Annotated in this window: 16 protein-coding genes; 4 read left to right on the top strand and 12 right to left on the bottom strand. The window is 41.1% G+C overall.

Features of this window, described 5'->3' with window-relative positions; translation table 11 throughout:
- Positions 1–2: 2 nt before the first annotated feature.
- From ACILP5_RS07835 to ACILP5_RS07815, 5 genes are all read right to left on the bottom strand, one after another.
- Entirely contained in the window at positions 3–1,217 is a 1,215-nt protein-coding gene (locus tag ACILP5_RS07835; RefSeq protein WP_395618105.1) for an MFS transporter, read from the bottom strand.
- Positions 1,214–1,921 (bottom strand): alpha/beta hydrolase, encoded by a 708-nt coding sequence (locus ACILP5_RS07830; RefSeq protein ID WP_395618104.1) that lies wholly within the window; start codon positions 1,919–1,921, stop codon positions 1,214–1,216. The genes ACILP5_RS07835 and ACILP5_RS07830 overlap by 4 nt, the downstream gene beginning before the upstream one ends.
- A complete protein-coding gene (locus ACILP5_RS07825) occupies positions 1,921–3,228 on the bottom strand; it encodes a flavin-containing monooxygenase (RefSeq protein WP_395618103.1) in 1,308 nt (435 codons plus the stop codon). Before ACILP5_RS07825 ends, ACILP5_RS07830 begins: the two co-directional genes overlap by 1 nt.
- A gap of 61 nt (positions 3,229–3,289) precedes the next feature.
- On the bottom strand, positions 3,290–5,668 hold the full coding sequence (locus ACILP5_RS07820; RefSeq protein ID WP_395618102.1) for a zinc-dependent metalloprotease: 2,379 nt from the start codon (positions 5,666–5,668) through the stop codon (positions 3,290–3,292).
- A gap of 60 nt (positions 5,669–5,728) precedes the next feature.
- Positions 5,729–6,679 carry a phytanoyl-CoA dioxygenase family protein gene (locus tag ACILP5_RS07815; RefSeq protein ID WP_395618101.1) on the bottom strand — a complete coding sequence of 317 codons (951 nt, stop codon included), beginning with the start codon at positions 6,677–6,679 and terminating at the stop codon, positions 5,729–5,731.
- Between the two features lie 116 nt (positions 6,680–6,795).
- Here ACILP5_RS07815 and ACILP5_RS07810 point away from each other — a divergent pair, with 116 nt between their 5' ends.
- Positions 6,796–7,641, top strand: a complete 846-nt coding sequence (locus tag ACILP5_RS07810; RefSeq protein ID WP_395618100.1) for an AraC family transcriptional regulator — start codon at positions 6,796–6,798, stop codon at positions 7,639–7,641.
- Here the strand turns inward: ACILP5_RS07810 and ACILP5_RS07805 are convergent.
- Together ACILP5_RS07805 and ACILP5_RS07800 are read right to left on the bottom strand one after the other, a co-directional pair.
- Positions 7,633–8,589, bottom strand: a complete 957-nt coding sequence (locus ACILP5_RS07805) for a Fic family protein (RefSeq protein ID WP_395618099.1) — start codon at positions 8,587–8,589, stop codon at positions 7,633–7,635. The genes ACILP5_RS07810 and ACILP5_RS07805 overlap by 9 nt on opposite strands.
- An 84-nt stretch (positions 8,590–8,673) precedes the next feature.
- Positions 8,674–9,570, bottom strand: a complete 897-nt coding sequence (locus ACILP5_RS07800) for a hypothetical protein (RefSeq protein WP_395618098.1) — start codon at positions 9,568–9,570, stop codon at positions 8,674–8,676.
- Between the two features lie 170 nt (positions 9,571–9,740).
- Here ACILP5_RS07800 and ACILP5_RS07795 point away from each other — a divergent pair, with 170 nt between their 5' ends.
- Entirely contained in the window at positions 9,741–10,232 is a 492-nt protein-coding gene (locus tag ACILP5_RS07795; protein WP_395618097.1) for an ester cyclase, read from the top strand.
- 20 nt (positions 10,233–10,252) lie between these two features.
- On the opposite strand, the gene ACILP5_RS07790 is transcribed toward ACILP5_RS07795, so the two are convergent.
- From ACILP5_RS07790 to ACILP5_RS07770, 5 genes are all read right to left on the bottom strand, one after another.
- Positions 10,253–11,434, bottom strand: coding sequence for a helix-turn-helix domain-containing protein (locus tag ACILP5_RS07790; RefSeq protein WP_395618096.1), 1,182 nt, complete (start codon positions 11,432–11,434; stop codon positions 10,253–10,255).
- 41 nt (positions 11,435–11,475) lie between these two features.
- On the bottom strand, positions 11,476–12,657 hold the full coding sequence (locus tag ACILP5_RS07785; RefSeq protein ID WP_395618095.1) for a helix-turn-helix domain-containing protein: 1,182 nt from the start codon (positions 12,655–12,657) through the stop codon (positions 11,476–11,478).
- Positions 12,658–12,751: 94 nt separating this feature from the next.
- A complete protein-coding gene (locus tag ACILP5_RS07780) occupies positions 12,752–14,146 on the bottom strand; it encodes a Gfo/Idh/MocA family oxidoreductase (RefSeq protein WP_395618094.1) in 1,395 nt (464 codons plus the stop codon).
- A 44-nt stretch (positions 14,147–14,190) separates the two neighbouring features.
- Positions 14,191–15,117 carry a sugar phosphate isomerase/epimerase family protein gene (locus ACILP5_RS07775; RefSeq protein ID WP_395618093.1) on the bottom strand — a complete coding sequence of 309 codons (927 nt, stop codon included), beginning with the start codon at positions 15,115–15,117 and terminating at the stop codon, positions 14,191–14,193.
- Positions 15,118–15,267: 150 nt separating this feature from the next.
- A complete protein-coding gene (locus ACILP5_RS07770; RefSeq protein ID WP_395618092.1) occupies positions 15,268–16,314 on the bottom strand; it encodes a helix-turn-helix transcriptional regulator in 1,047 nt (348 codons plus the stop codon).
- Between the two features lie 84 nt (positions 16,315–16,398).
- On the opposite strand from ACILP5_RS07770, the gene ACILP5_RS07765 reads away from it, so the two are divergent.
- Entirely contained in the window at positions 16,399–16,674 is a 276-nt protein-coding gene (locus tag ACILP5_RS07765) for a hypothetical protein (RefSeq protein ID WP_395618091.1), read from the top strand.
- Between the two features lie 121 nt (positions 16,675–16,795).
- Positions 16,796–22,150 carry a LamG-like jellyroll fold domain-containing protein gene (locus tag ACILP5_RS07760; protein WP_395618090.1) on the top strand — a complete coding sequence of 1,785 codons (5,355 nt, stop codon included), beginning with the start codon at positions 16,796–16,798 and terminating at the stop codon, positions 22,148–22,150.
- The last annotated feature ends 1 nt before the right edge of the window (position 22,151 follow it).

Below are 22,151 nucleotides of genomic sequence, written 5' to 3'. Positions count from 1 at the left end.
ATCTATTCTTGGAATAATTTTACCCGTTTATTGTTTACGATTGGTTTTGCCCAAAAACCCATACTAAAGATAAATGCTAGACTGATAAACAAGACGCTCATTCCTATTTTTAGTCCCAATAAATCACCTAATCCACCGATAATGAAGGGGAAAATGGCTCCCCCGACTATTCCGGTTACGAGGATTCCGGAGAATGATCCGTGATGCTCATTGACGGAATTTAAGGCTAAAGAAAAGATGATAGGGTATATAACCGAGGCAAAAAATCCAACCAAAGGAAAGGCTATTAAAGCCATAGATACATCTCCCCAAAGTCCGGCCCCTAGACAAATTATCGCCAGCATCGTAAAAGTTGACAAAACAAGCCGACTGTCTAAAAATTTCAAAAGCCCTAACCCAACAATTCCTCCAGCTGTCATTAATCCCCAAAAATAAGCAATAGAATCTGCCCCCGCTTTTTGTGGGTCTACGCCATGATAAGTGGCTAAAAATTGAGATAACCAAGTCGCAATGCCCTGCTCAGTACCTACGTAGCAGAACATGGCTATAAAGTATAAAATCACATATTTATTCTTGAATAAAATCCAATGAACCGCTAATGGTCCCGGTTTTTCATTTTCATCTAATTCTACCTTAGGGAAAGTGGAGAAATAGCTAATTGCCACCATAAATAAACTGAGTAGAATAAATAAAAGATAGAGCGAAAGCCAGGGGTATTCGGCAGGAATAAAGCCTGTGAGGAAGGATTTTTTGGCAATAAAAACCTGATAAACTAAGGGACTTAAGAAAGAAGCAAATCCAAAAATCAACTGAGCTAGAACGGAAAAATTAGCGTAATTCTCTTCTCCACCAGAGGTGCGAAGTAGTGGGTTGATGACCACCTGCAACATGGCCATACCGCTCCCGATGAAAAACAAGGAAAGGATGGCAGTCAAGTAATGAGGTGAAATAACAATCAGTAAGGAACCTAAACTAGCTAGTCCAAAAGCAACCATCATGACTTTTTTCTCTTTGTAAACCTCCAATAAAATGCCAGCTGGGATTGACATGATGCCATAGGCGATAAAGAAGGCAAAAGGGAGCAAGGAAACTAGGGTCAGATTTAAGTGAAAGCTATTAATTAAATCTGGTATGATGGGCCCAATTATATTTGAAATAAAGGAGATGACAAAGAATGTCAACAATATCAATAGGACAATTTTGGGGCTTTTATTCATTGTTTGATAATCCATTGGTGAATCAAGTCGGCTGTTTTCATAAATTCCGCGTCGAGCATCAGGTCATGTGACCCACCTTCGATGATTTCCAATTGCGCTTGGTAGTGTTTTGCTGTGCTAGCGAATTCGCGAACGGTGATGAGTCCATCTTCTGATCCGCCCACGACTAAAATGGGAACGGAGGTTTGATGCGATACGGGAGGTATTAACCCAAGGTATGCTAGAAATGATTCCGCGCACATTCTAGGTGCATACTTTGCGCAAAGGGCTGGGTCATTAAACATCAATTGGGGGTATTTTCGGAACACGCCTAACAGGTTCATTTGGAATAAATGGGGGATAGCTCCTGGAAATTTGGTCAATACGCGGAGACTTGCCATCAGCACCCCTGCTGGAGGAACGGAGGACATAAGAACCGCTTTTTTGCAGGATCCTGTTTTTAGGAATTGTTGCACAATCATCCCACCCATGGAATGTCCGATGATGATGGGTGGAGCCTCGAGATTTGACACCACTTGGTGTAATGCCTGAACATAATCGTTAAGCGAGTAGGAAATGCGCTTGGTGCTTCCTTGCATTTCGTGTCCCGGAAGATTGAATGCAATACAATGATAACCCAGTTGCTCGAAATAGGGGATAAATTGCTCCTCCCAGCACCAGCTACCGTGACACATGCCATGAACGAACACTATTGTGTCTTTCATTAGGCGGGAGATTTACTGACGTAGTTCGATGGTAGGTGTTTCTTCAATTGTTTGACAAATAAATGGAAATCTACGGTGATCGTATGTCTTGGTGTTTTGATTTGATTCAGGTGAGGGTGGGTGACCTCTCTTTGGCATAATTCAGCGATGTTTTTGGGTCTTTGCCAAAGTCCTTTAATCGCTCTCGCCGCTATTTTACTCTGCAATTCAGCGCCTGGCCAGATGCAACCTAATGGTTGGAACATGCCTACGAAAAACAGATTCTCGTATTTCTCGTGCAGCATTTTAAGATATAGGGGAACATCGCCTTCGCTGTAATTCAAGAAGTCTTTGCGGAAAAATGGATGTTCAAGAATATAACCAGTGCAGGCGATAATCGTGTCAAATTCTTCTACAGAGCCATCTTTAAAGTGGACATTTTTGCCCTCAAAGTGATCAATGTCCACCTTTGGGAAAACTTTGCCATGCCGTACTTTATACAATAATTCTTCATTGATGGTGGGATGGGTTCCAGTAATCGCATGTTCTGGTTCTTGAAGACCGTAGTTTTTATTCGACCCAGAAAATATCTTCACGGATAATTCCGAGAAGAAAAATTTCAATTTCGTAGGCAAAAAAGTTAATCTGGATGCCACCACATCACTGGGTTTCCCAAACAAAAACTTAGGAACAATCCGATACCCTCTTCTCCAGCTAATACTTGTCTTCTTGCTCACACGACTTGTTTCTACCGCCACATCACAGGCTGAATTCCCACCTCCTATGACCAGAATGCGCTGGTCTCTAAAAGGCTCCGCTTTTTTGAACTCATGCGAGTGCATCAAACGACCGGTAAATTCACCCGGGTAGTGCGGCATTCTAGGCAACCAATGGTGGCCATTGCAAACAACTAGGTGTGTAAAGTTTTCTGTTTTTTCGACGCCATCCCTCTCAGAAACGATGACCCAGTTATTGTCTTTATCTAACTCACAGGATTTTACTAAGGTGCCGAACTCAATGTTCGGAGTAAGATTAAAATGAGCGGCATACCCTTGAAAATAGCGTCTTAATTGATCGTGTGAAGGATAATCCGGCATCCCTTTTTCGAAATCGTCGAAGGTAAAGTCCTCGTATTGCGAAAGGGTTTTGGAACTAATAATGTGCGTAGTCTCGAACACACTGGAGTGTCCGGTCTTCTCATTATAGACCCAGTTTCCACCTACTTGATTGTTGTATTCGTAGCAAACTACGTCAAGTCCTTGGTCTAACAGGTTTTTTAAGGCTGTGATTCCAGATGGTCCGGCACCGATTACGCACACTTTTGTCATAGTTTTATTTCTGGGTAAGAATTTAACTGCTTATGCTATAAATACGCTAAAAGGAACAAGTTTACTCATAACAATCCATCCCAATAGGCGCCCCATCCGGAATCACCGGCGTTTGCATCGGCTTCCAGTCTGCTGGGTTAGCTTTAAATTGATCGATTGTATGTACCATGTAGCTGGCAAAGGAACCAGTTTTTTTGCTGTAAACATCTCTAATTCCTTTCACGGATGAAGCGACCTCCGCTGCAGCTAAAGGAGATATAGATGGCGCATTCAGCACATTCAAGAGGGATGAAACCACCTTGAAATTAATGGTCTCTTGGGTGGCTTGTAAATACGGATCTGAATGTGATGTATAAAGTGTGGTCTGCAACAAGGTATTCAAGGTCTCAGAAACGCCTAATTGTTGCGCGTTAACTGCTTTATTTCCTGCTAATCGAGACAGTCGATCTGGATGTAATAAGAAGTCCAAAGTAAAATCAGCCGCGGATTCTACAGCGCCAAACGGATCGAAAGTGATCCCTGTTTTCCCTTTAAAAGATTCCCGTGTCCGTTCATTATTGAAAGCGCGAGGAGGGAAGAGCGCCAGTTTGTCTTTCGGAATAGCAAGTGTACGGGCATCTAACGTAGCAGCCACGGATTTTAAAGCTTTTTGTTGCAAGGCCACTGATGCATTTTCTAAAACGAGTTCTTTGCCGCCTCGGACCGCGTAATTGTATTCATAACCTCCAATAATTTTAGTAGTTGCTTCGGTTTGATACCGGTGCAAGAAATAAAGGGGTACGAAGACATCCTCTAGGTGTGAATAGGTCTCGTTTGGACGAATGTTTTTGACGGAGAAGTTGGCGATGGCTTTTTGGCGAACTGCTAAAATGTGGTCTAGTTCGTCTACGATCGTTTTTCCATTGTCCCAAAGGTGTGCATAGATATGCGCCCCACCCGGGTTGCGAGCATCGGAGTCGGTGATGAAGCGAAGCCCTTTGGCATACGCATTATCAATTACCTGATTTAATTCTGCTGTTGTTTTGTGATCACCGTAAGCAAAGTCCACGGACACCTTATCCCAGTCGCCTATTTTCGTGTCGTAGGCATGGCTGAAATCCATCTGATCACCTTTGAAATCGATCTGCGGATGTGGATAATCCATGACACTAGTATTTTCTCGTGCACTAGCCGCATAATTGTGGGCAAAACCAAGCGTATGCCCTATTTCGTGCGCTGCGAGTTGTCTAATGCGTGCCAAAGACATCTCCATCATAGGTCCGTTCGCAGAGCCATCAACCGCAAATGGGGCATTCATTAACGCCTGCGCAATCATGAAATCTTGGCGAATCCGTAAACTTCCTAAACTCACGTGACCCTTCATAATTTCTCCAGTGCGAGGATCGGTGATGCTGGAGCCATAGCTCCAACCCCGTGTAGAACGGTGAATCCACTGAATCACGTGGTACCGAACATCCATCGGATCTACGTCCTCTGGCAATAATTTAACCTGAAAGGCATCCTTATATCCGATCGATTCGAAGGCCTGATTCCACCAGCGACCACCTTCCATCAAGGCAGAGCGAACCGGTTCCGGCGTACCATTATCTAGGTAATAAATGATCGGTTTTACGGCCTCACTTACCGCCGCTTTGGGATCTTTTTTCTCCAAACGATGGCGTGTAATCCATTGCTTTAACACGACTTCATTCACCGGGGAAGAGTAGTCTTGAAAGGAAATCGCATTCGCTCCCGAACGGGGGTCAAAAACTCGAGGTTGGTATTTACTGTCTGGTAATTCGATGAAAGAATGGTGCTCCACTACGGTCACATAATCTGCATTGGGTGCTACAGAACGTATTTCAGCTCCAGTTCCATTGCCTGCAAAAGTCAAGCGAGCCTCGAATTCGGTATTTTTTGGGAAGGATTTTGTGCGATCTAGTGCAAGTGAACTTTTGGACTTATCTAAACTATAGGAGCCCTGTTTTGCTTGCGTTAAGCGCTTTAAAACACCGTGGGCATCTTGCATCAAGAAATCCGTGATGTCGATTATATAGGTGCCATCGGTAGCGCTTTCAATTTTGAACCCAAATAATACGGATTTTGCAAAGGCCTGCTGAACCGATAATTTCTCCAAAGGATTCGTCGTGTTCGCCCGGTATTGGGTATTCGGTTGAACTAGGAAAATTTTATTGCCTTGTTTTTCGAAATAGACCACTTGCTCATTGCCTAATTGACCCCGGTCTAGGCCTAAATCGTTGTTTCCAACTCCCTGAGCTAAGGAATACACATACATGAATTCCTCATTTAGTTTTTTAACCTCTAAATAGATTTTGTCATTCGACTCATCGTAGTAGAAGTTGAAAAACCCGGTATGGGCTTTCATGGATTTGAATTTATCAGCTGTTTGTGCAGTGGCGCTTAAACTGAAAAGGACGAAAAGTAGGAGCAGTTTTTTCATATCCCAATTTAGGAATTTACCTGATAAAGAAAAAGCTCGAATAAATTCGAGCTTTCTAATTTACCAGCGATCTGATCCTAGAATTTTTTTGCCTAGCTCATTTAGTTCCGCTGTCTTGTATTTTGTTTGTTCCCATTTGCGTGGATCACCTGGGAAAGCGTAGCCCTCAGGGGCAATGCGATCGCGCCAAGAATTAACCCTCCATTCGCGCAGTTCCGCATTATCTTCCTCTGCCGGCATCATTGAAATATATTGTGCACAACGAACTTGATTGCTATTATTTGCTCGAATACCATGAGGCTGAAGGCTGTTAAATATTAACAGATCGCCAGCCTCCAGTGTGACTTTGGTAGGTGTGAAATCTGATGTGTCCGGAAGGAATCGATTTCGATCTTCTGGCTGCGTTAATTTCCAAGTATCGTAATTTCTGAATAATTCTGGGATGCATTGGAAGCCTCCCATATTCTCATCTAATTGGTCTGCTAACGCTAAAACCCCTTGCACATTCACTGGCTTTGTCTCCGGATCATAATCCCAGTGGATGAAGGCTTTGTACTCATGACCTGGTCGAATGGGAAAATTCAAGTTTGCGCGGTCAATCGTGACCCATAATTTTTCGGTCCCCCAAATATCCACAAAGGCATCAACCACCCGCTGCGTTGAACGGTTGTCCCACTGCAATTGGCTATTATAACATTCGACCATCCCCGTGTTAGCCAGCTCCTTCATCTTCATTTCTGCCCGAGGAGCCGTGTACCAGGTGGACGGATCATTCGGATCTTTTTCTTCAAATTCATACAAGAAAGCCGCCGTTTTTAAAGCTTGTTCACGCGACACCGCTTGCTTAATGATGACATACCCATTGTGTTTCCAAAACGCCCAATCCTCTTCACTTAATACACGAAGAGGTTCGCCGTTCGAACGGTCATTTAATTTGACTGTACTACTTTTAGCGGTGGATGGATTACCCGGAATGTCGTAATGGCCGTTGTTAGGGATGTCTGTTTTCATAGATTGTTAAAATATAGACCAAAGGTAAACGCTTTCAATAGACAGTTTTTCTGCTACATTGACTAAAATTTGTACTGTATTGATATTTATACAACACAAATAGTTAATTTAGGGTAATGAAATTGAATTTAGAACAAATCCTTCCCGATGAAGACAGTTCCTTTAGGTTCCTTTTGACCCCTAAATTGAATGAAGTATTCTACTGGCATTTCCATCCGGAAATCGAATTAGTGTATGTGGAAGCAGAAAGAGGTATTAGGCATATTGGCGATCACATTTCCACCTATGAGGGATGTGATTTAGCCTTAATCGGCTCCTACATTCCACACCTGAATTTTGATTATGGGGTCAAAGCCACCGTTGAGACGGTGGTGATCCAATTTCCGGAGACCTATTTTGAAGTGGGTTTAACACGAATTCCAGAACTTCAAAAAGTGGTTGATTTAATGGAGAGGGCAAAAACTGGCATTGCATTTACAGGGGAGACGAAACGAATGGCGGGTGCGCGCTTAAAGAACTTACAGCAGATGGATCGATTCCATCAATTTATGGAGTTGATGAGCCTCTTTCAGTTTTTGGCAGTATCCGACGAATTTGAGGCCCTGAATGTTCGACCCATCTCTAGCCAAACCATCCTCAAACAGCAAGAAAGGATGCACCGTATCCACCAATTTGTAGAGATGAATTTCCAAAAACCCATCTATACCCAGCAAATCGCGGATGAAGTAAATCTCACCTTGCCTGCTTTTTGTCGCTATTTCAAGAAAGCCACAAAACTAACTTACACCGATTTTGTGAATCAATACCGCGTTCAGTTTGCAAAAAAGCTGCTTATTCAAGATAAGAATGTAACAGAAACTTGTTTTGAATGTGGTTTCGAAAGTTTGTCTTATTTCAACCGGATCTTCAAGAAATTTACGGGAGAGTCGCCTTCGGAGTTTAGGAAGCGGAGATTACACTAAAACACGATATCTGGTTGCATTTCGTTTTCCATAAGTGGAAAATAATTCCAAAGTCACCCCTTTTTTTAGGTCTCTGCTGGCCGTGGCAGATGATAAATTTTTGAAAACGCGCTGGTAGTCTATTCTAGAGAAGTCCTTCATGCCGATGTAAATGAAGTATTCGATTCGTTCGGTTTCGGATAAAACTACGTTCGTGGTTTTCAATAAATTCGCTAATGATTTATCTAACACACCTAACATATATTCGATGAAAGGTGTGGATTGTCCGCAAGAGTCGCTAGTTGCGAGTGCGTGATAGTAGTCCGATTGTGAGGCAGCGATAATCGTTTCGAATGGTAAGAATTCAAAAATGGGATGTGATTTTGATAAAAGTAGCGATTGCCAAAAGCGCCCCATCCGACCATTCCCATCCAGGAAAGGGTGTATAAATTCTAATTCGTAATGAAAGACACAACTTTTTATCAGAAGTGGATCAGGATCATTATCCACATACTCGAACAGATTCTCCATTAAATGCTTAACGCGATCTGCCGGTGGAGCGATATGGGTTAAGGTTATCCCTTTCGTGATTCCAACGGACCTATTTCGGTATTCCCCAGGATTTGTCATTAAACCTTGCATTAAAAGGAGATGGGCACTCAGAAAGGAAGCGCTTTTAGAAGGGTTGAACTCGTTCCAACGTTCATATAATGCAAGCGCATTTTGGACTTCTTTTTGATCTCTTTCAAAACCTAACAAAACTTTTCCTTCTTCGATCGCTTGAACCTGGGATTCACTTAGTGAATTCCCTTCGATTCCCAGGGTTGCTTGAATCGTTTTAATCCGATTCGCCTTCCTTAATTGAGGAGATTTTTTGTCCAAATAATGAGCCGAAGCTTCTCCTATCTTCAATGAGATGGAAGCCACTAAATTCAGAATGGAAGGCGAAATGGTGTAGGGTGGCTTCATGATAGTATCATATGATACTATCAAAGGTAAAATAAAAGGCCGAAGAACAACGTCCTTCGGCCTCTAATAAACTGGTGCAAATTTTTATTTTTTCGGGCGATTATACTGATCAATACCAGAAATTTTTCCGTCATTATTGAAGTAGAAATACTCAACTAATGATTTGTCCCAAACACTTCCGTCTTTCATAACTCGCTTCTCTGTAGAAATAACCATAATCGCAGAAGCTGGGTCAGTGTTAGTTATCTTGAATGGAAGAATCGCATTAATTTTCCAATCCACTGATTTCATATCAGCAAAAAGCGCAGGAATATCTTTCTTCTCTAAAACAATCTTATTTCCATCAAAGTCAGTGATGTTAATTTTGTCTGCGAAAAATTCCATCGTAGCTGGGATATCAAAGGCGTTGTATGCCTTGTTAAATTTCTCTATCATCTCTACTTCTCCGCGGTTAGAGAATTGGAAAGTTCTTCCGTTTGTTTCGGCTTTAGAATAATATTTACCACCTTCTGTTTTACCATATTCATTAGAAGCAGGAATGGATGTATACCGATTAAAGTCTGCAATTTTTCCATTTTTGTCCAATTTGAATAATTCGAACAAATTCATTTTTTGCTTAGAACCATCTTTTGATACTCTTTCATCTGTGGACTGTAACATGACAATCTCATCACTTGATCCCGTTATTTTGATAGGTAAAATAGCATAAACTTTGTTATTCAATGTCTTAGCATTTTTATGATATTTGGTAATGGTCTCTCCAACTTTCTTTTGCATTTCAGGTGAATAAAAAGACAGATCTTTTTCCGCATCATTTGTGTTGTACGCATTCACCATATCTAAAATAACTTGGCTACTTTTTTCTGATCCTAATTGGAATCCTTTCCCTGCGTCTGTGCCAGAGAATATTTTTCCTGCCGTTTGCGCAGAAACACTAAATACGGATGCAACTAATGCACCTACTAGAACAAATTTTTTCATGGAATTAATTTTTTGATTAGGAAAGCAAGTACGGAGTATTTTGAAATATCAATAAGAATTGAAACCTCAAATTTGTTCCCATTTGCGCAAAACGGAACAGATTCGTTCGGTGTAAAAATGTGTAATCGGTGCAGATGAATTATGTTTAGTAAACAACAAAACTTATAACAATGAAAAAAATTATTTTATCACTATGTGTGGCTGCAGGATTATTCGCTTGTACGTCAGAAGCGGATAAAAACGCTAAAATTGGGGCAGAAAACATGGCCTTTTACACGCGTGTTTTTGATGTGGCAGTGAATGAAGGTCGCACGGATATCTTTGATTCGGCTTATGTGGATGATGCAGTTTTGCACACCGTTCCTGAAGTGAAGGGTAAGGCAAATTGCAAGGCCTATTATATGAATTATGTAACGGGTTTTTCCGAGCGTCAATTTATCGTAAAAGCAATGTTTGCAGATGGGGATAAATTAGTGAAGTACTGGCAGTTCAAGGGAAAGCACACAGGTAATTTCTTTGGCATTCCTGCGACTGGTAAGACAGTGGATGTGATCGGATGTACGATTGCCAAAATGAAAGATGGAAAGATTGCCGAAGAGCAAGATTTCATGGATAACATGGTATTTATGCAGCAATTAGGTCTTCTGCCAGCAGCACAATAAAATAAAAAAAGGGCGGGGGCTTATGCTTCCGCCTTCTCTTTAATAAAGGCAGAAGGAGTTACTCCTTTTCTGGCTTTAAAGGCATCGATGAATTTCGATCGCGAGACGAACCCTGCATCTGTAGAAATGGCTTCGATCGTGATGCGTTTCGCATTTCCTTCTTCGATTAATTGACAGGCATACTCAATGCGTAAGTCATTTTTCCATTCACCAAAAGTCTTATTTAATTCCTTGTTAAAATAACCAGACAAGAATCTTTCTGGAATTTTTAGATCAAAGGACATTTGGGATAAAGAAAAATCTTTCTTTACAAAGGGATGCGTGTTCAAATAGTTTTGTAAATCATGATCGAATTCCCGAGATGCAGGTTCTTTTTTAGGTAAACTAGACTTTATTTCTTGCAAAATCGTGGAAGGGCCCAGTTCTACTTCATAGGAGACATTGCCATAGAGGATTTTGGGAAACAAAAACAAGATGAAGTTTTGGACAAAAAATCCTCCTCCACAAATCGTGAAGAAACGAGCCTCACTAAATATAATGTTTGATGGAATGCCTAAAATGGTATAGTTGTGTGAATAAAGTGTAATCATATGTCCTAAACTATTTCCGGCAATGACCAATTGCAAAAAGACTAATGAGAATATCCATTTCTGAATCAGGCGGTGATTCGATGGTAAAGCGCCGTATTTCTTCATTAAATGGCGTTTATTCCAACTGAAGTAGATGAGCGATGCAAAGCAATAGCTAATCAAATGGATGGAGCGTCCATATAAAATTTGCTCAAAGCTCACCCATTGAAAATTCAGATTATAATCCTCGGTGAAATTCACAATCTCATGTGCCATTGCCGTTTTCGTTGCTAAAGGCAAAGTCGTGAAGGGTAAAGTGGCGAAAAAGGTAAATACCGCTGGGAAAAGATGAATCAACTCATAGCGTTGAAGTCGTTTGTCTTCGGAAACCGTATGTTTGACATAAAAGAATAAGGCTGGGCCTAACAGGAAAGAGAGAGGCAAAAAATGCACGAAACAAATGCCTTCCCAGAACTCAATTTTGCTGTAATGCAATCCAAAATAGACCATTAAAACAGCATTGCAACACAAGAAAAACAAGGCTAAAAAGGTATTGGATCTATTTAATGAACTTAAATAGTACAAGAGTATGAAAGATGTAAATAGGCCGAATAGTGGTGCTAGTATTGCCAAAGCGTCATTTTAATCTGTGACAAGATAGAAAAATTTCGTCTTTATTCCTCTGCCTTTTCTTTGATGTAGACGGAGGGTGTTACTCCTTTTCTTGCCTTAAAGGCATCTATGAATTTTGATCTAGAAACAAAACCGGCATCGGTTGAAATGGCTTCGATGGTAATTTTCTTTGCATTCCCTTCTTCAATAAGTTGACATGCATATTCAATACGAAGGTCATTTTTCCATTCCACAAAAGTTTTGTTCAGCTCCTTATTGAAGTAATTAGAGAGGAATCGCTCCGGCATTTTTAGGTCAAAGGACATTTGGGATAAGGAGAAGTCCTTTTGAATAAAGGGGTTTCTAGCCAGGTAGTTTTCTAAATCCTTATCAAAATTGCGGTAGTCGTATGTTTTTTTAGCTAAGCTTGATTTTAATTGCTGTAGAATAGATTCAGGTGCTAGTTCTACCTCATACGAGACGTTACCGTAGAGTACTTTGGGAAATAAAAACAGGATGAAGTTTTGGATACAAAAACATCCTCCACAAATGGCGCTATAAGTGTCATCCGTAAAGATATGATCCGATGGAATCCCTAAAATGGAATAGGTTTTTGCATACAGGGTAAAAAAATGAATCAAGGTATAGGAGGCAATGACTAATTGCAGAAAAACTAAGGTGAATATCCATTTCTGGATCAGTCGGTGATTAGAGGGTAAAGTCCCGTATTTGCTAAGCAGATGCCTCTTATTTCCCATGAAATAGACTATGGAGGCGATGCAGTATAGAAGCAAATGGGCTGATCGACCGATTAATATTTGCTCAAAAGTGACCCATTGAAAATCGACCACGTATTTTCTTGTGATATTTACGATCTCATGTGCGATTGCTGTTTTAGTGTCTAAAGGTAAAGTCGTAAAGGGCAAAGTCGCAAAAAAAGTAAAGACAGCCGGAATCAGATGCAGCAAATCATATCGGTGAAGCTGCTTATCTTCAGAGACGGTGTTTCTGATATAAAAAAACAAAGCGGGTCCTAATAAAAAGGAGAGGGGTAGAAAATGTACAAAACAAATGCCTTCCCAGAATTCAGTTTTGCTATGATGTAAGCCAAAATAGACCATCAAAATAGCATTGCAGCACAGGAAAAATAAGGCCAAAAAGGTATTAGATCTATTTAATGAACTTAAATAGTACAAGAGTATAAAGGAGGTAAAAATGCCGAACAGCGGAGCTAATATGGCCAAAATATGAATTTAATTAGCTACAATATAGATAAAAATATAGTTAAAGACAGCTACGGCTGGGCATTTATTCGCCCCAGCCGTAGCTATCGAAACTCTAGATTTTATAGTATTGCTCCCAACCTTTTCTTGGAGGCGCACCTACTAATAACGAATTAGCTAACGAGTTATTCGTTATTTTTTTCGTCTTGCGATCGAATAATAATTTTGTATTTAATTTTTGTGCCATTACGCCTAGAGAGAATACTTGGCTTAATGGTCCCGCGATTTCGAATGGAGAACGCGTTTTCTCTTGTCCCATACACGCTTTCAAGAAGTTCGCATAGTGGTTCGAAGGACTCTTAGGTACTTCTGGTAATTTTAGATCTTTCGCTGCATCGCCTAGGATCGACAACGTACTTCCGTGCGAGCCGCCTTTGAAAATGTGGTCCTTTGTGTAGATAATTTTACCTGGATTTAATTTTGCCGGTTGAATTTTTCCATTGCTAGCCGGTGGAATGTTCGGGTCTAATTCATTCGTGCCATAATTCGCTGGAACCGGTGGAATGTTGTTCACCCCGTCATACCAGGTGATATCCATGGCAGGCATGTTCTTGCGCTCTGGGAATTTGAATTGAATCGTAGAGGACATTGGATAGAAGAAATTATTATGTCCATCAGCCCTTAACATATTGATCTCGGTAGGTAATCCTAAGTCCAAAAACTCGTGAGCCGTATCCATGATATGGGCTCCCCAGTCGCCTAGCGCACCTAAACCATAGTCAAACCAGCAACGCCATTGACCGTTGACAAAATCTTTTTGATACTCATGTGGCTGAACTACCCCTTGCCAAATATCCCAATCCAATGTCGAAGGAATAGATTCTGCTGCCGGGAATTTCGTGATTTTAGGATCCCAGCTATGCCAACGACGCGGTGAATTCATGTGTGCCGTCATGGACGTCACATCTTTAATGAGCCCTGCTTCCTTCCACGCTTTGAATTGGAAGTAATTGCCTTCTGAGTGGCCTTGGTTACCCATTTGGGTGACTAAGTTCGGGTGCTTGCGCGCCGCGGCCATCATTAATTCGACTTCATTAAAGGTACGCGCCATCGGTTTTTCCACAAACACGTGTTTGCCTAAACCCAATGCCATCATCGTGATAGGGAAGTGAGAGTGATCAGGCACACCTACCATAACGGCCTCAATTTTCGATCCCATTTTATCAAACATCTGACGAAAATCTTGGAATCGAGGCACATCTGGGAATTTCTCTAAAACCTTTAAGGTTTGCGGAGCACCCATATCCACGTCACAAAGAGCGACAATATTAGCTAGTCCTGTGTTATATAAGGACATCACATCTGAACCTCCTTGGTTACCGATACCGATACAAGCTAGATTAACTTTTTCACCTGGTAATTTAGATAGTATGTTCGGAAAAGCGGCAGCAGCTCCTAATAAGCCAGCATTCTTAAGGAAGTCCCGGCGTGAATTATGTTGATTGATCATAGGAATAAATAGGTTTGTCTAGTAAAGTCAAAAACGCATCTAATCTACTTAGCCAGCGCTTTGCGTAACAATTCAACGCTCTTACGAACGCCAGATTTCGCGTCTTCTTTTCCTTCAAATTCGATGGAAATATAGCCGTGGTAGTTCACGTCCTTAAGAATTTTAACGATCCGGTCGTAGTCTAATTCCAAAGAATACCATTCTCCTCCGCCATAATAGGTTTTTGCCTGCACGAAGCTAGCTCGCGGGGCGATCATCTTTAATTTATCATAGGGATCTTCTAAGAAATTTCCGGTATCCATTAATAGACCTAACCAAGGAGAATTTACCGTATCTTGAATCCGAATCATCCCTTCTGGTGTAGAACCTAAGCCCCAGTGATTTTCCAAGGCTAATAAAACACCACATTCTTCCGCCTTTTTCAAACATTGTTGAATACCATCCACACACCATTTGTATCCATCATCTTCGGTATAGCCAGGAAGAATAGGTTCGATTCCTCTATTTTTCATTAAGTCGTCAAAGGATTTAATCGTATTCCATCTCCCCGTATTCAAGCGGAGGCAGGGAATGCCCATCTTATAGGCTAGTTCAATGCATTGATTCGTGTGATCTACGTGTTTTTTTAGTTCCTCTTTATCAGGTGTGACAAAACCCTGGTGAATCGAAAGGCAAGTCATGGCGATTCCATTAACGAACGCATGCTTTTTGAGTTTTTGGAGATAAGCGTTGTCCTCACTTTCCATTTGGCGATGTAAAACGTCAATTCCCTCTAATCCGAGGGCCGCGGCATCATCAATTACTTTTTCGATGGGGAATTTATCTCCTTTAAAATGCCAATAGGAATAACTAGAGACACTTAATTTAATGGAAGGTTGTAAACTAGGTTTAGCAGGAATGGCTTGCGATGAAGGAATTCCGCTGAGGCCACCTGCTAACAGGGAGCTCTGGATAAAATCGCGTCTTTGCATGTTATTAAGGTTTAGAAAACCTAAGTTAAAAAAAAAGATGAAAGAAAAGTTCTTTCATCTTGATGCACACCAAACCACTAATAGATTTTGTAATAAGCGAAGGTAGACCTATTTCTCGGTTATCAAACACACCCCTTTAAGATTATCAGTTTATTGATAAAGTAGAAGGGCTTTTTGCAGATTTTTTTGCAGCTGTTCTTTTAAATAAACTGGTTCAATCACCTGTAATTCAGTGGCATACCGGAAAAGAAAATTTTCTACATCTTGATTTATTTCGAGTGTAAGTTCGAATAATTGTTCATCGACTTGAATTTGCGAAGGATGTATGGGGTATTTAGGTAAGTATTCTTTAATCCATGAATCGTCCTGCACTCGGAAGGTGATTTTTTCGACTTCTTGAGCCCCCCGAAATAAACCTAGGCTATGTTTGAAATAATCACTTGGTTGAAAGCTGGGATGAATGCGGGTTTTAAGGGGTGCTGTGCTTAAGCGAAGGGAGCCTATTCGATCTAATGCGAACAGCCTAAGTTTATCTACCGAAATCTTTGTCTCCCCCGCAGATATCTCTTGGAACAATAAATACCAGCCCGTATACCAGCCATTATTGTATTCTTTGATCAGCAAGGGTAGGCAAGTAAGCGTTTTGGCTTTTGAGGTAGTCGCTAAACCTTTGTGGGAAATTTCAATTAACTGTTTGCCTGAGATGGCGTCCACCAGGAATTTCACATGTTCGGATCCGGATCGATCGCCCTCATTGATCAGTTCGATCGCCGGCCAGTTTGCTAGTTCTTCGTGTTTTATGAGGTTGTTTTCCAAAGAGATTGCCCGCAACTTATTCACAATTCCATTTCCATTCCCACCCGTAAACAAGTGCTTATTGAAATCGATGATGGAGGCGATTTGGTCTAACTCCTGCTCTGAAAAGGAAGGGAAGGCACTGATGTCATCCCGGATATAGTAAAACCTATTTTCAGACTTCGAATAACGGATTAAATCCCCTTCCGCATCCTCTAGGCTGGGATATCGTTCCGCTAATTTCTCTTTCAATGCCTTGATATCGCGACTAAAACTACGTTCGCTATAGCCCAGCTGGTCAAAGTGTTCCGTGAAATAGGCGCCCACCGTGGATGCTCGCAGCGGAAAGGTCTTCCGAAGAAAGAGGTTATTTAATTCTTTTAAGCGATCTGTCGTATTCATTTCGAAAAATACAAGATTTCTTATAGATCGCCAACTATTGGCGGACTACTACCGCAATTTTGGGTAAACAAAAACGAAAAAACGATGAAAAATTTCAAAGCATTATTAATCATTCCTTTCTTCTTCTACGCAACAGAAGGTTATTTAAAGGCATTCAAAATAGGCGGCACAAGTTTGATGGTTAAAATTTTAGTATCCATCAATTTTTTAATTTGTGTTGGGTTAGCCATGTCAGATTTCCAATTTTTTGGCAATTCCGATTTGGATGGTTTTTACACCCAAATGGCACTAGCGGAATTCATTTATTTAGTATTCGGTTTTGGCCTTCATTTGTTCGCAGGATTAGAAGAGAATGAGTAGCTAAGTAGTTGACCGTTAAATAAATAGTGATAAAAATTCTTTATATATTTTAATACTTTTAGTGTTTAGTTAGTTAAGTGAATAGTATTAGAAAAATTCATTGATCATAAACAGTAAAAGAATGAAAAAATTATTAGCCATAATTTTAATTTTAGCAGGCTCATTTGCATCAAACGCCCAAAACAAGGGCTTCACCTACCAAGCCCTCATCGTCGATAATGTAGGGAAGCCGATCGTCTCTAAGTCGATCAAGGTGCAATTTTCCATTATCCCTACTGCGGCAACGAACATGCCGGTCTATACGGAAGAACATACGGTGACGACCTCTGAAACAGGGGAAATCAACTTAGTCGTGGGAACCGCGACCACCGTTTCCGTAGGTACAAATCTATCCGCAGTTAACTGGAATGTGGCTGCGATGTATTTAGCTACCAGAGTGGACGTGGGCGATGGATATAAATCCTTGGGCGCGACTCAGTTGCAGACTGTTCCCTATGCAATGAATGCGGCGAATGGGGTGAATACTTTTGGTGAAAATAACATTGCCATAGGTAATAATGCACTAATTAATACCACTACTGGTATGAATAATGTGGCCATAGGGGTAGATGCATTGAAGTCAAACACAACGACAGGCGTGAATACGGCAGTGGGTTGGAAAGCATTAAAAGATAATTCAACAGGTTGGTCAAATACCGGTGTGGGAAGTACAACTTTGATGTCAAATACGACGGGTTCAGGCAATATTGCGATGGGTTCTGGTGCTTTGGAATCAAATACAAGTGGAGGATTTAATACAGGTATAGGGCTTGATGCCTTGCATAGTAATACGGAGGCGGGTCAAAATACAGCTGTCGGTAGTAATGCTTTATTTAATAATAATGGAACGGGAAGATTTACGGCTAATACAGGTATAAGCTGGGATAATGGGTCTGGCAATACAGCAGTAGGTGCAAATACATTATTCGATAATACGGTAGGTTCATTCAATACTTCTGTTGGATCTAATTCACTAAATAAACTTAAATCCGGGATTAATAATGTGGCTGTGGGTGTAGCGACACTCCAAAAAGTGGTTGATCAAGGTGACAATACGGCACTTGGTTCATATAGTTTGTTGAATACTACGACTTGGGGATCTACAGCGGTGGGTACACATTCATTAAGAGCTAATACGACTGGTAACGCAAATACGGGAATCGGTACATATTCCATTTACCTGAATACGACTGGATCAGGAAATACAGGTTTAGGTAATTATGTTTTGAGTGCAAATACCACCGGTAGTAACAATACGGCTTCAGGAAATCAATCCATGAAGTTTAATACGACTGGTTCTGGTAATGTGGCTTATGGTAATAATGCGCTAAACACGAATACGACAGGTAGTAATAATTCTGTTTTTGGTAATGCTGCAGATGTAGGTTCCGCCAACTTAACGAATGCCACCGCTATAGGTAATGGAGCTATCGTGGCAGCTTCTAACTCGATGCAGCTAGGTAATACAGCTGTTACCAGTGTTAGAACAAGTGCGGTGCTAACAGCAGCTGGCTATAGAACTGCGAATGGTACATCGTCTCAATATTTAATGGCAGATGGATCGGTAACGACTAGTTCGCCTTCTTCCTCATCATCTACTACTGGAATACCTTATACGGGTGCTAATCAGGCTGTGAATCTGGGTGCTTATAATCTAACAGTAAACGGTATTTCCGTAGGTGTAGGTTCGGGTACGGTTACCAATAGTGTTGCAGTAGGCCAAAGTGGTCTAGTAAACAACACCTCAGGTACAAACAATGTTGCATTAGGTAATAATGCATTGAAAGCGAATACAACAGGTTCGTTTAATACAGCTATTGGTAGTGATGCTTTAGCTTCCGTAACTATTGGTGGATACAATACAGCGGTAGGTATCGCGGCTTTAGAGAAAAATACTGCTTGGGCAAATACCGGTGTAGGTGCTGGTGCGTTAGGCAAAAATACAATAGGTGATGGAGGGACGGCAATAGGTGCAGGCGCGCTTCAAGCAAATACAACGGGTAATCAAAATATTGCCTTGGGGGGCGATGCCCTTTGGACAAATACCACAGGTAGTAATAATACAGCAGGTGGAAAGTCCTCATTAAAATCTAATTTGACAGGTTCAAATAATACCTCATTTGGTTATAACGCCTTATTCTCTAATGTGGCAAACAATGGAAGTACAGCTATCGGTTTTAATGCGATGCAGAACGCGGACAATCGATCAACAGGAATTGTTACAGGTAATACAGCTATAGGCTTTGAATCTTTAAGAGGGAGTTCTACTCCAGCAAACAACACGGGCCAAAATAATACTGCAGTAGGTTACCAATCATTACTTTCTAACACTAGTGGATACAATAATATTGCAGTAGGTAGTTTTGCATTAGGGGCTAATACGACTGGAGCGGAGAATATTGCTTTGGGTCGTGAATCTTTAATTTCTAATACCACAGGTGCACAAAATATAGCGCTAGGTACTAACTCTATTAATTCAAATACATCTGGAAATAGAAATATTGGTTTAGGTTTACGCTCATTATACCTAAATAGCAGCGGTTCGAATAATCTAGCTTTAGGTGATTATGCTTCCTCTAACAGTACTACAGGAGATAATAACATTTCCTTAGGATATTTATCTGGTTCTAATCTTACAACAGGAGCGAACAATACTTTCATAGGAGTAAATTCAAATGCTTCTTCGGGTACTGTTTCAAATTCTACAGCTATCGGTAATGGAGCCGTAGTTACGGCCTCTAACTCCATTCAATTAGGTAATTCTTTAGTTACCAGTGTTAGAACAAGTGCAGTTTTAACAGCAGCTGGCTATAGAACTGCCAATGGTACTTCTTCTCAATATTTAATGGCAGATGGATCGGTGACGACTAGTTCGCCTTCTTCCTCTTCATCTACTACTGGAATACCTTATACGGGTGCAAATCAAGCAGTGAATTTAGGGGCTTATAATCTGACAGTTAATGGTATTTCTGTAGGTATTGGTGCAGGTACGGCTTCGGCCACTAACAACTTGGCAATTGGCCAATCTGTTTTGGGAAGTAATACTACAGGAAGCAATAACGTAGCCATCGGTAGTTCAGCATTAGCAGCTAATACATCGGGTACAGAGAACGTAGCTATCGGTTTAAGAGCATTAGCTACCAATACGACGGCAACGGTGAATACGGCAGTAGGTTGGAAGGCCTTAGAGGCAAATAATGGTTACGCAAATACGGCAGTAGGTAGTACCACATTGATGTCAAATACGAGTGGTAATGTGAATATTGCGATGGGTAGTGGAGCTTTGGAATTAAATACGACGGGTAGTTCGAACGTAGGTTTAGGCGCAGATGCCTTACACTATAATTTAACAGGTACTGATAATACCGGCGTAGGATATAAAGCATTGGAGGATAATACGGTAGGTAGTGAAAACACGGCGTTAGGTGAGTATGCGTTAGAAACAAATAAAGCAAATACAAGGTCCCTAGCCGTGGGATATAAGGCCATGCAATATGCAGATAACAGAACTACTGGAAGAGTAACTTACAATACAGCAGTCGGTTATGAAGCTTTAAAAGGTAGTTCGACTCCTGCTAATAATACTGGTGTAAACAACACGGCTTTAGGTTATCAAGCCCTTTTCCAGAATACGACAGGGGTTCAGAACACAGCCCTTGGATTAGGTACATTAATTAATAATTTATCCGGTTCTGAAAACACGGCAGTAGGTGGGGACGTATTAACATCGAATACAAGTGGTGATGCTAACGTCGCAGTAGGATCTGCAGCTTTACGTATGAATACGACGGCCGGCCATAATACAGCAGTCGGATATTATGCCTTGTCTTCTAGTGTTACGGGTGCACGAAATAACTCATTTGGCTCTAGAAATTTACGTTATAATACGGGTTCAGATAATAACTCTTTTGGAGAGCAAGCGTTGTATTCAAATAGTGGGAATGGAAACTTAGCTTTTGGAAATGGAGCTATGTATGGAAATACCACGGGTGAATTGAACGTGGTAGTAGGACATGGAGCTTTTGCGCGTAATTTAACAGGAAGTAATAATATCGCCATAGGTGCTTATGCTGGCGAAAAAATAGCTGATACTCAAACTCAAAATCTTTTGGCAAACAATTCCGTTTATATTGGATATGCAGCTTACCCAAAAGCATCAGGAGAAACGAATCAAATCGTTTTAGGCCATGGTGCTATTGGTCGTGGTTCTAATACGATTCAACTCGGTAATACCTCTATCACTGAAGTAAATACCAGCGGTAAAATCATCGCAGGCGGAGGCCTAGTGCCGGGTAAATATACTGCGGCCCAAAGAGACGCCATCGTTAACCCTGACCAGGGTTTAATGATTTATTGTACAAACTGTGGTCCATTAGGAGAGGTTGAAATCTTTAACGGTAATGAGTGGAAGGCTTTCACCGGAGCTAACACAGCAGCAGTCATTACAGATGTTACAGATGGCCTAGTAGCTAGTTTCCCATTAGATGGATCTGCTTCAGGAACTTCTACGACAACTGGAACGCTAATCAGTAATAATACATATGCTATGACTTCAGCTTGGAGTGCTACTTTAGCTGCGACGAATCCTAATAAAACTTATAAAATTGTAGTTAGTGGTACGTGGGGAATAGCTAATGGAAGATTTCACCGTGATGCAGCCTACGATGCTGGTAGCAATAATACGATAGGTTCCTCAGGTACCCCTGTAGCGAATAGAGGTTGCGATGCAAACTGGTCATTTGATGGATCATGTGCACCTCCAGTTCCTAGCTCACCTGCTGGTTATGCTGCAGATAATACCTACGAATATATTGTTACCGGTAAAGTGGGAGGCTATGCGATCGGCTTCTCTGATGGTAGTTATAGCGATAATAGGGGTTCATTAACCTTTAAATTATACGAGCAAGGTATCTCAGCTTCTACTACTGGAACTGTAACCTACACTACCAATAGAAGAGGCACAGCTAACTCAGCGATGCAGGGAGGTGCAGGATATATCACGGCACCATCTAGTCTTTTCCAATTCACTAGATCGCAAGCCTTTACCGTATCAGTTTGGTTTACTGCAGATAATGTGACGTCTTCAGGTAGATTATTATCGACTGAGAATCCAGAAGGTAACTTTAGAATTTCTAAGTATAATACGGGAACAATTGCTGTTCAGTATGGCGATTACCAGCAGGTAGATGTTTCTACTGGCGTTTGGCATCATTTAGTTTATACATACAATAACCGAACAGAAAAAGTCTACATCGATAATGTTTTAGTAAGCACAAATACGGACGCTGAAACAGAAGCATTGAATTATGGTAGTCCATTTACGATCGGTGCGAAGGCAGCTTCTGCATTCGATAAGTGGGCGGGTAAAATTGATGATGTGAAAATTTACAATAGGGCGTTAGTTCCATCGGAAATAAGCGTGTTATTTAACCAATAGA

This window comes from Aquirufa sp. (genome assembly GCF_044239315.1).
GTDB lineage: Bacteria > Bacteroidota > Bacteroidia > Cytophagales > Spirosomataceae > Aquirufa.
Note: the sequence above shows the minus strand (reverse complement) of the source record. Positions and strands in the feature narration are given on the sequence as shown.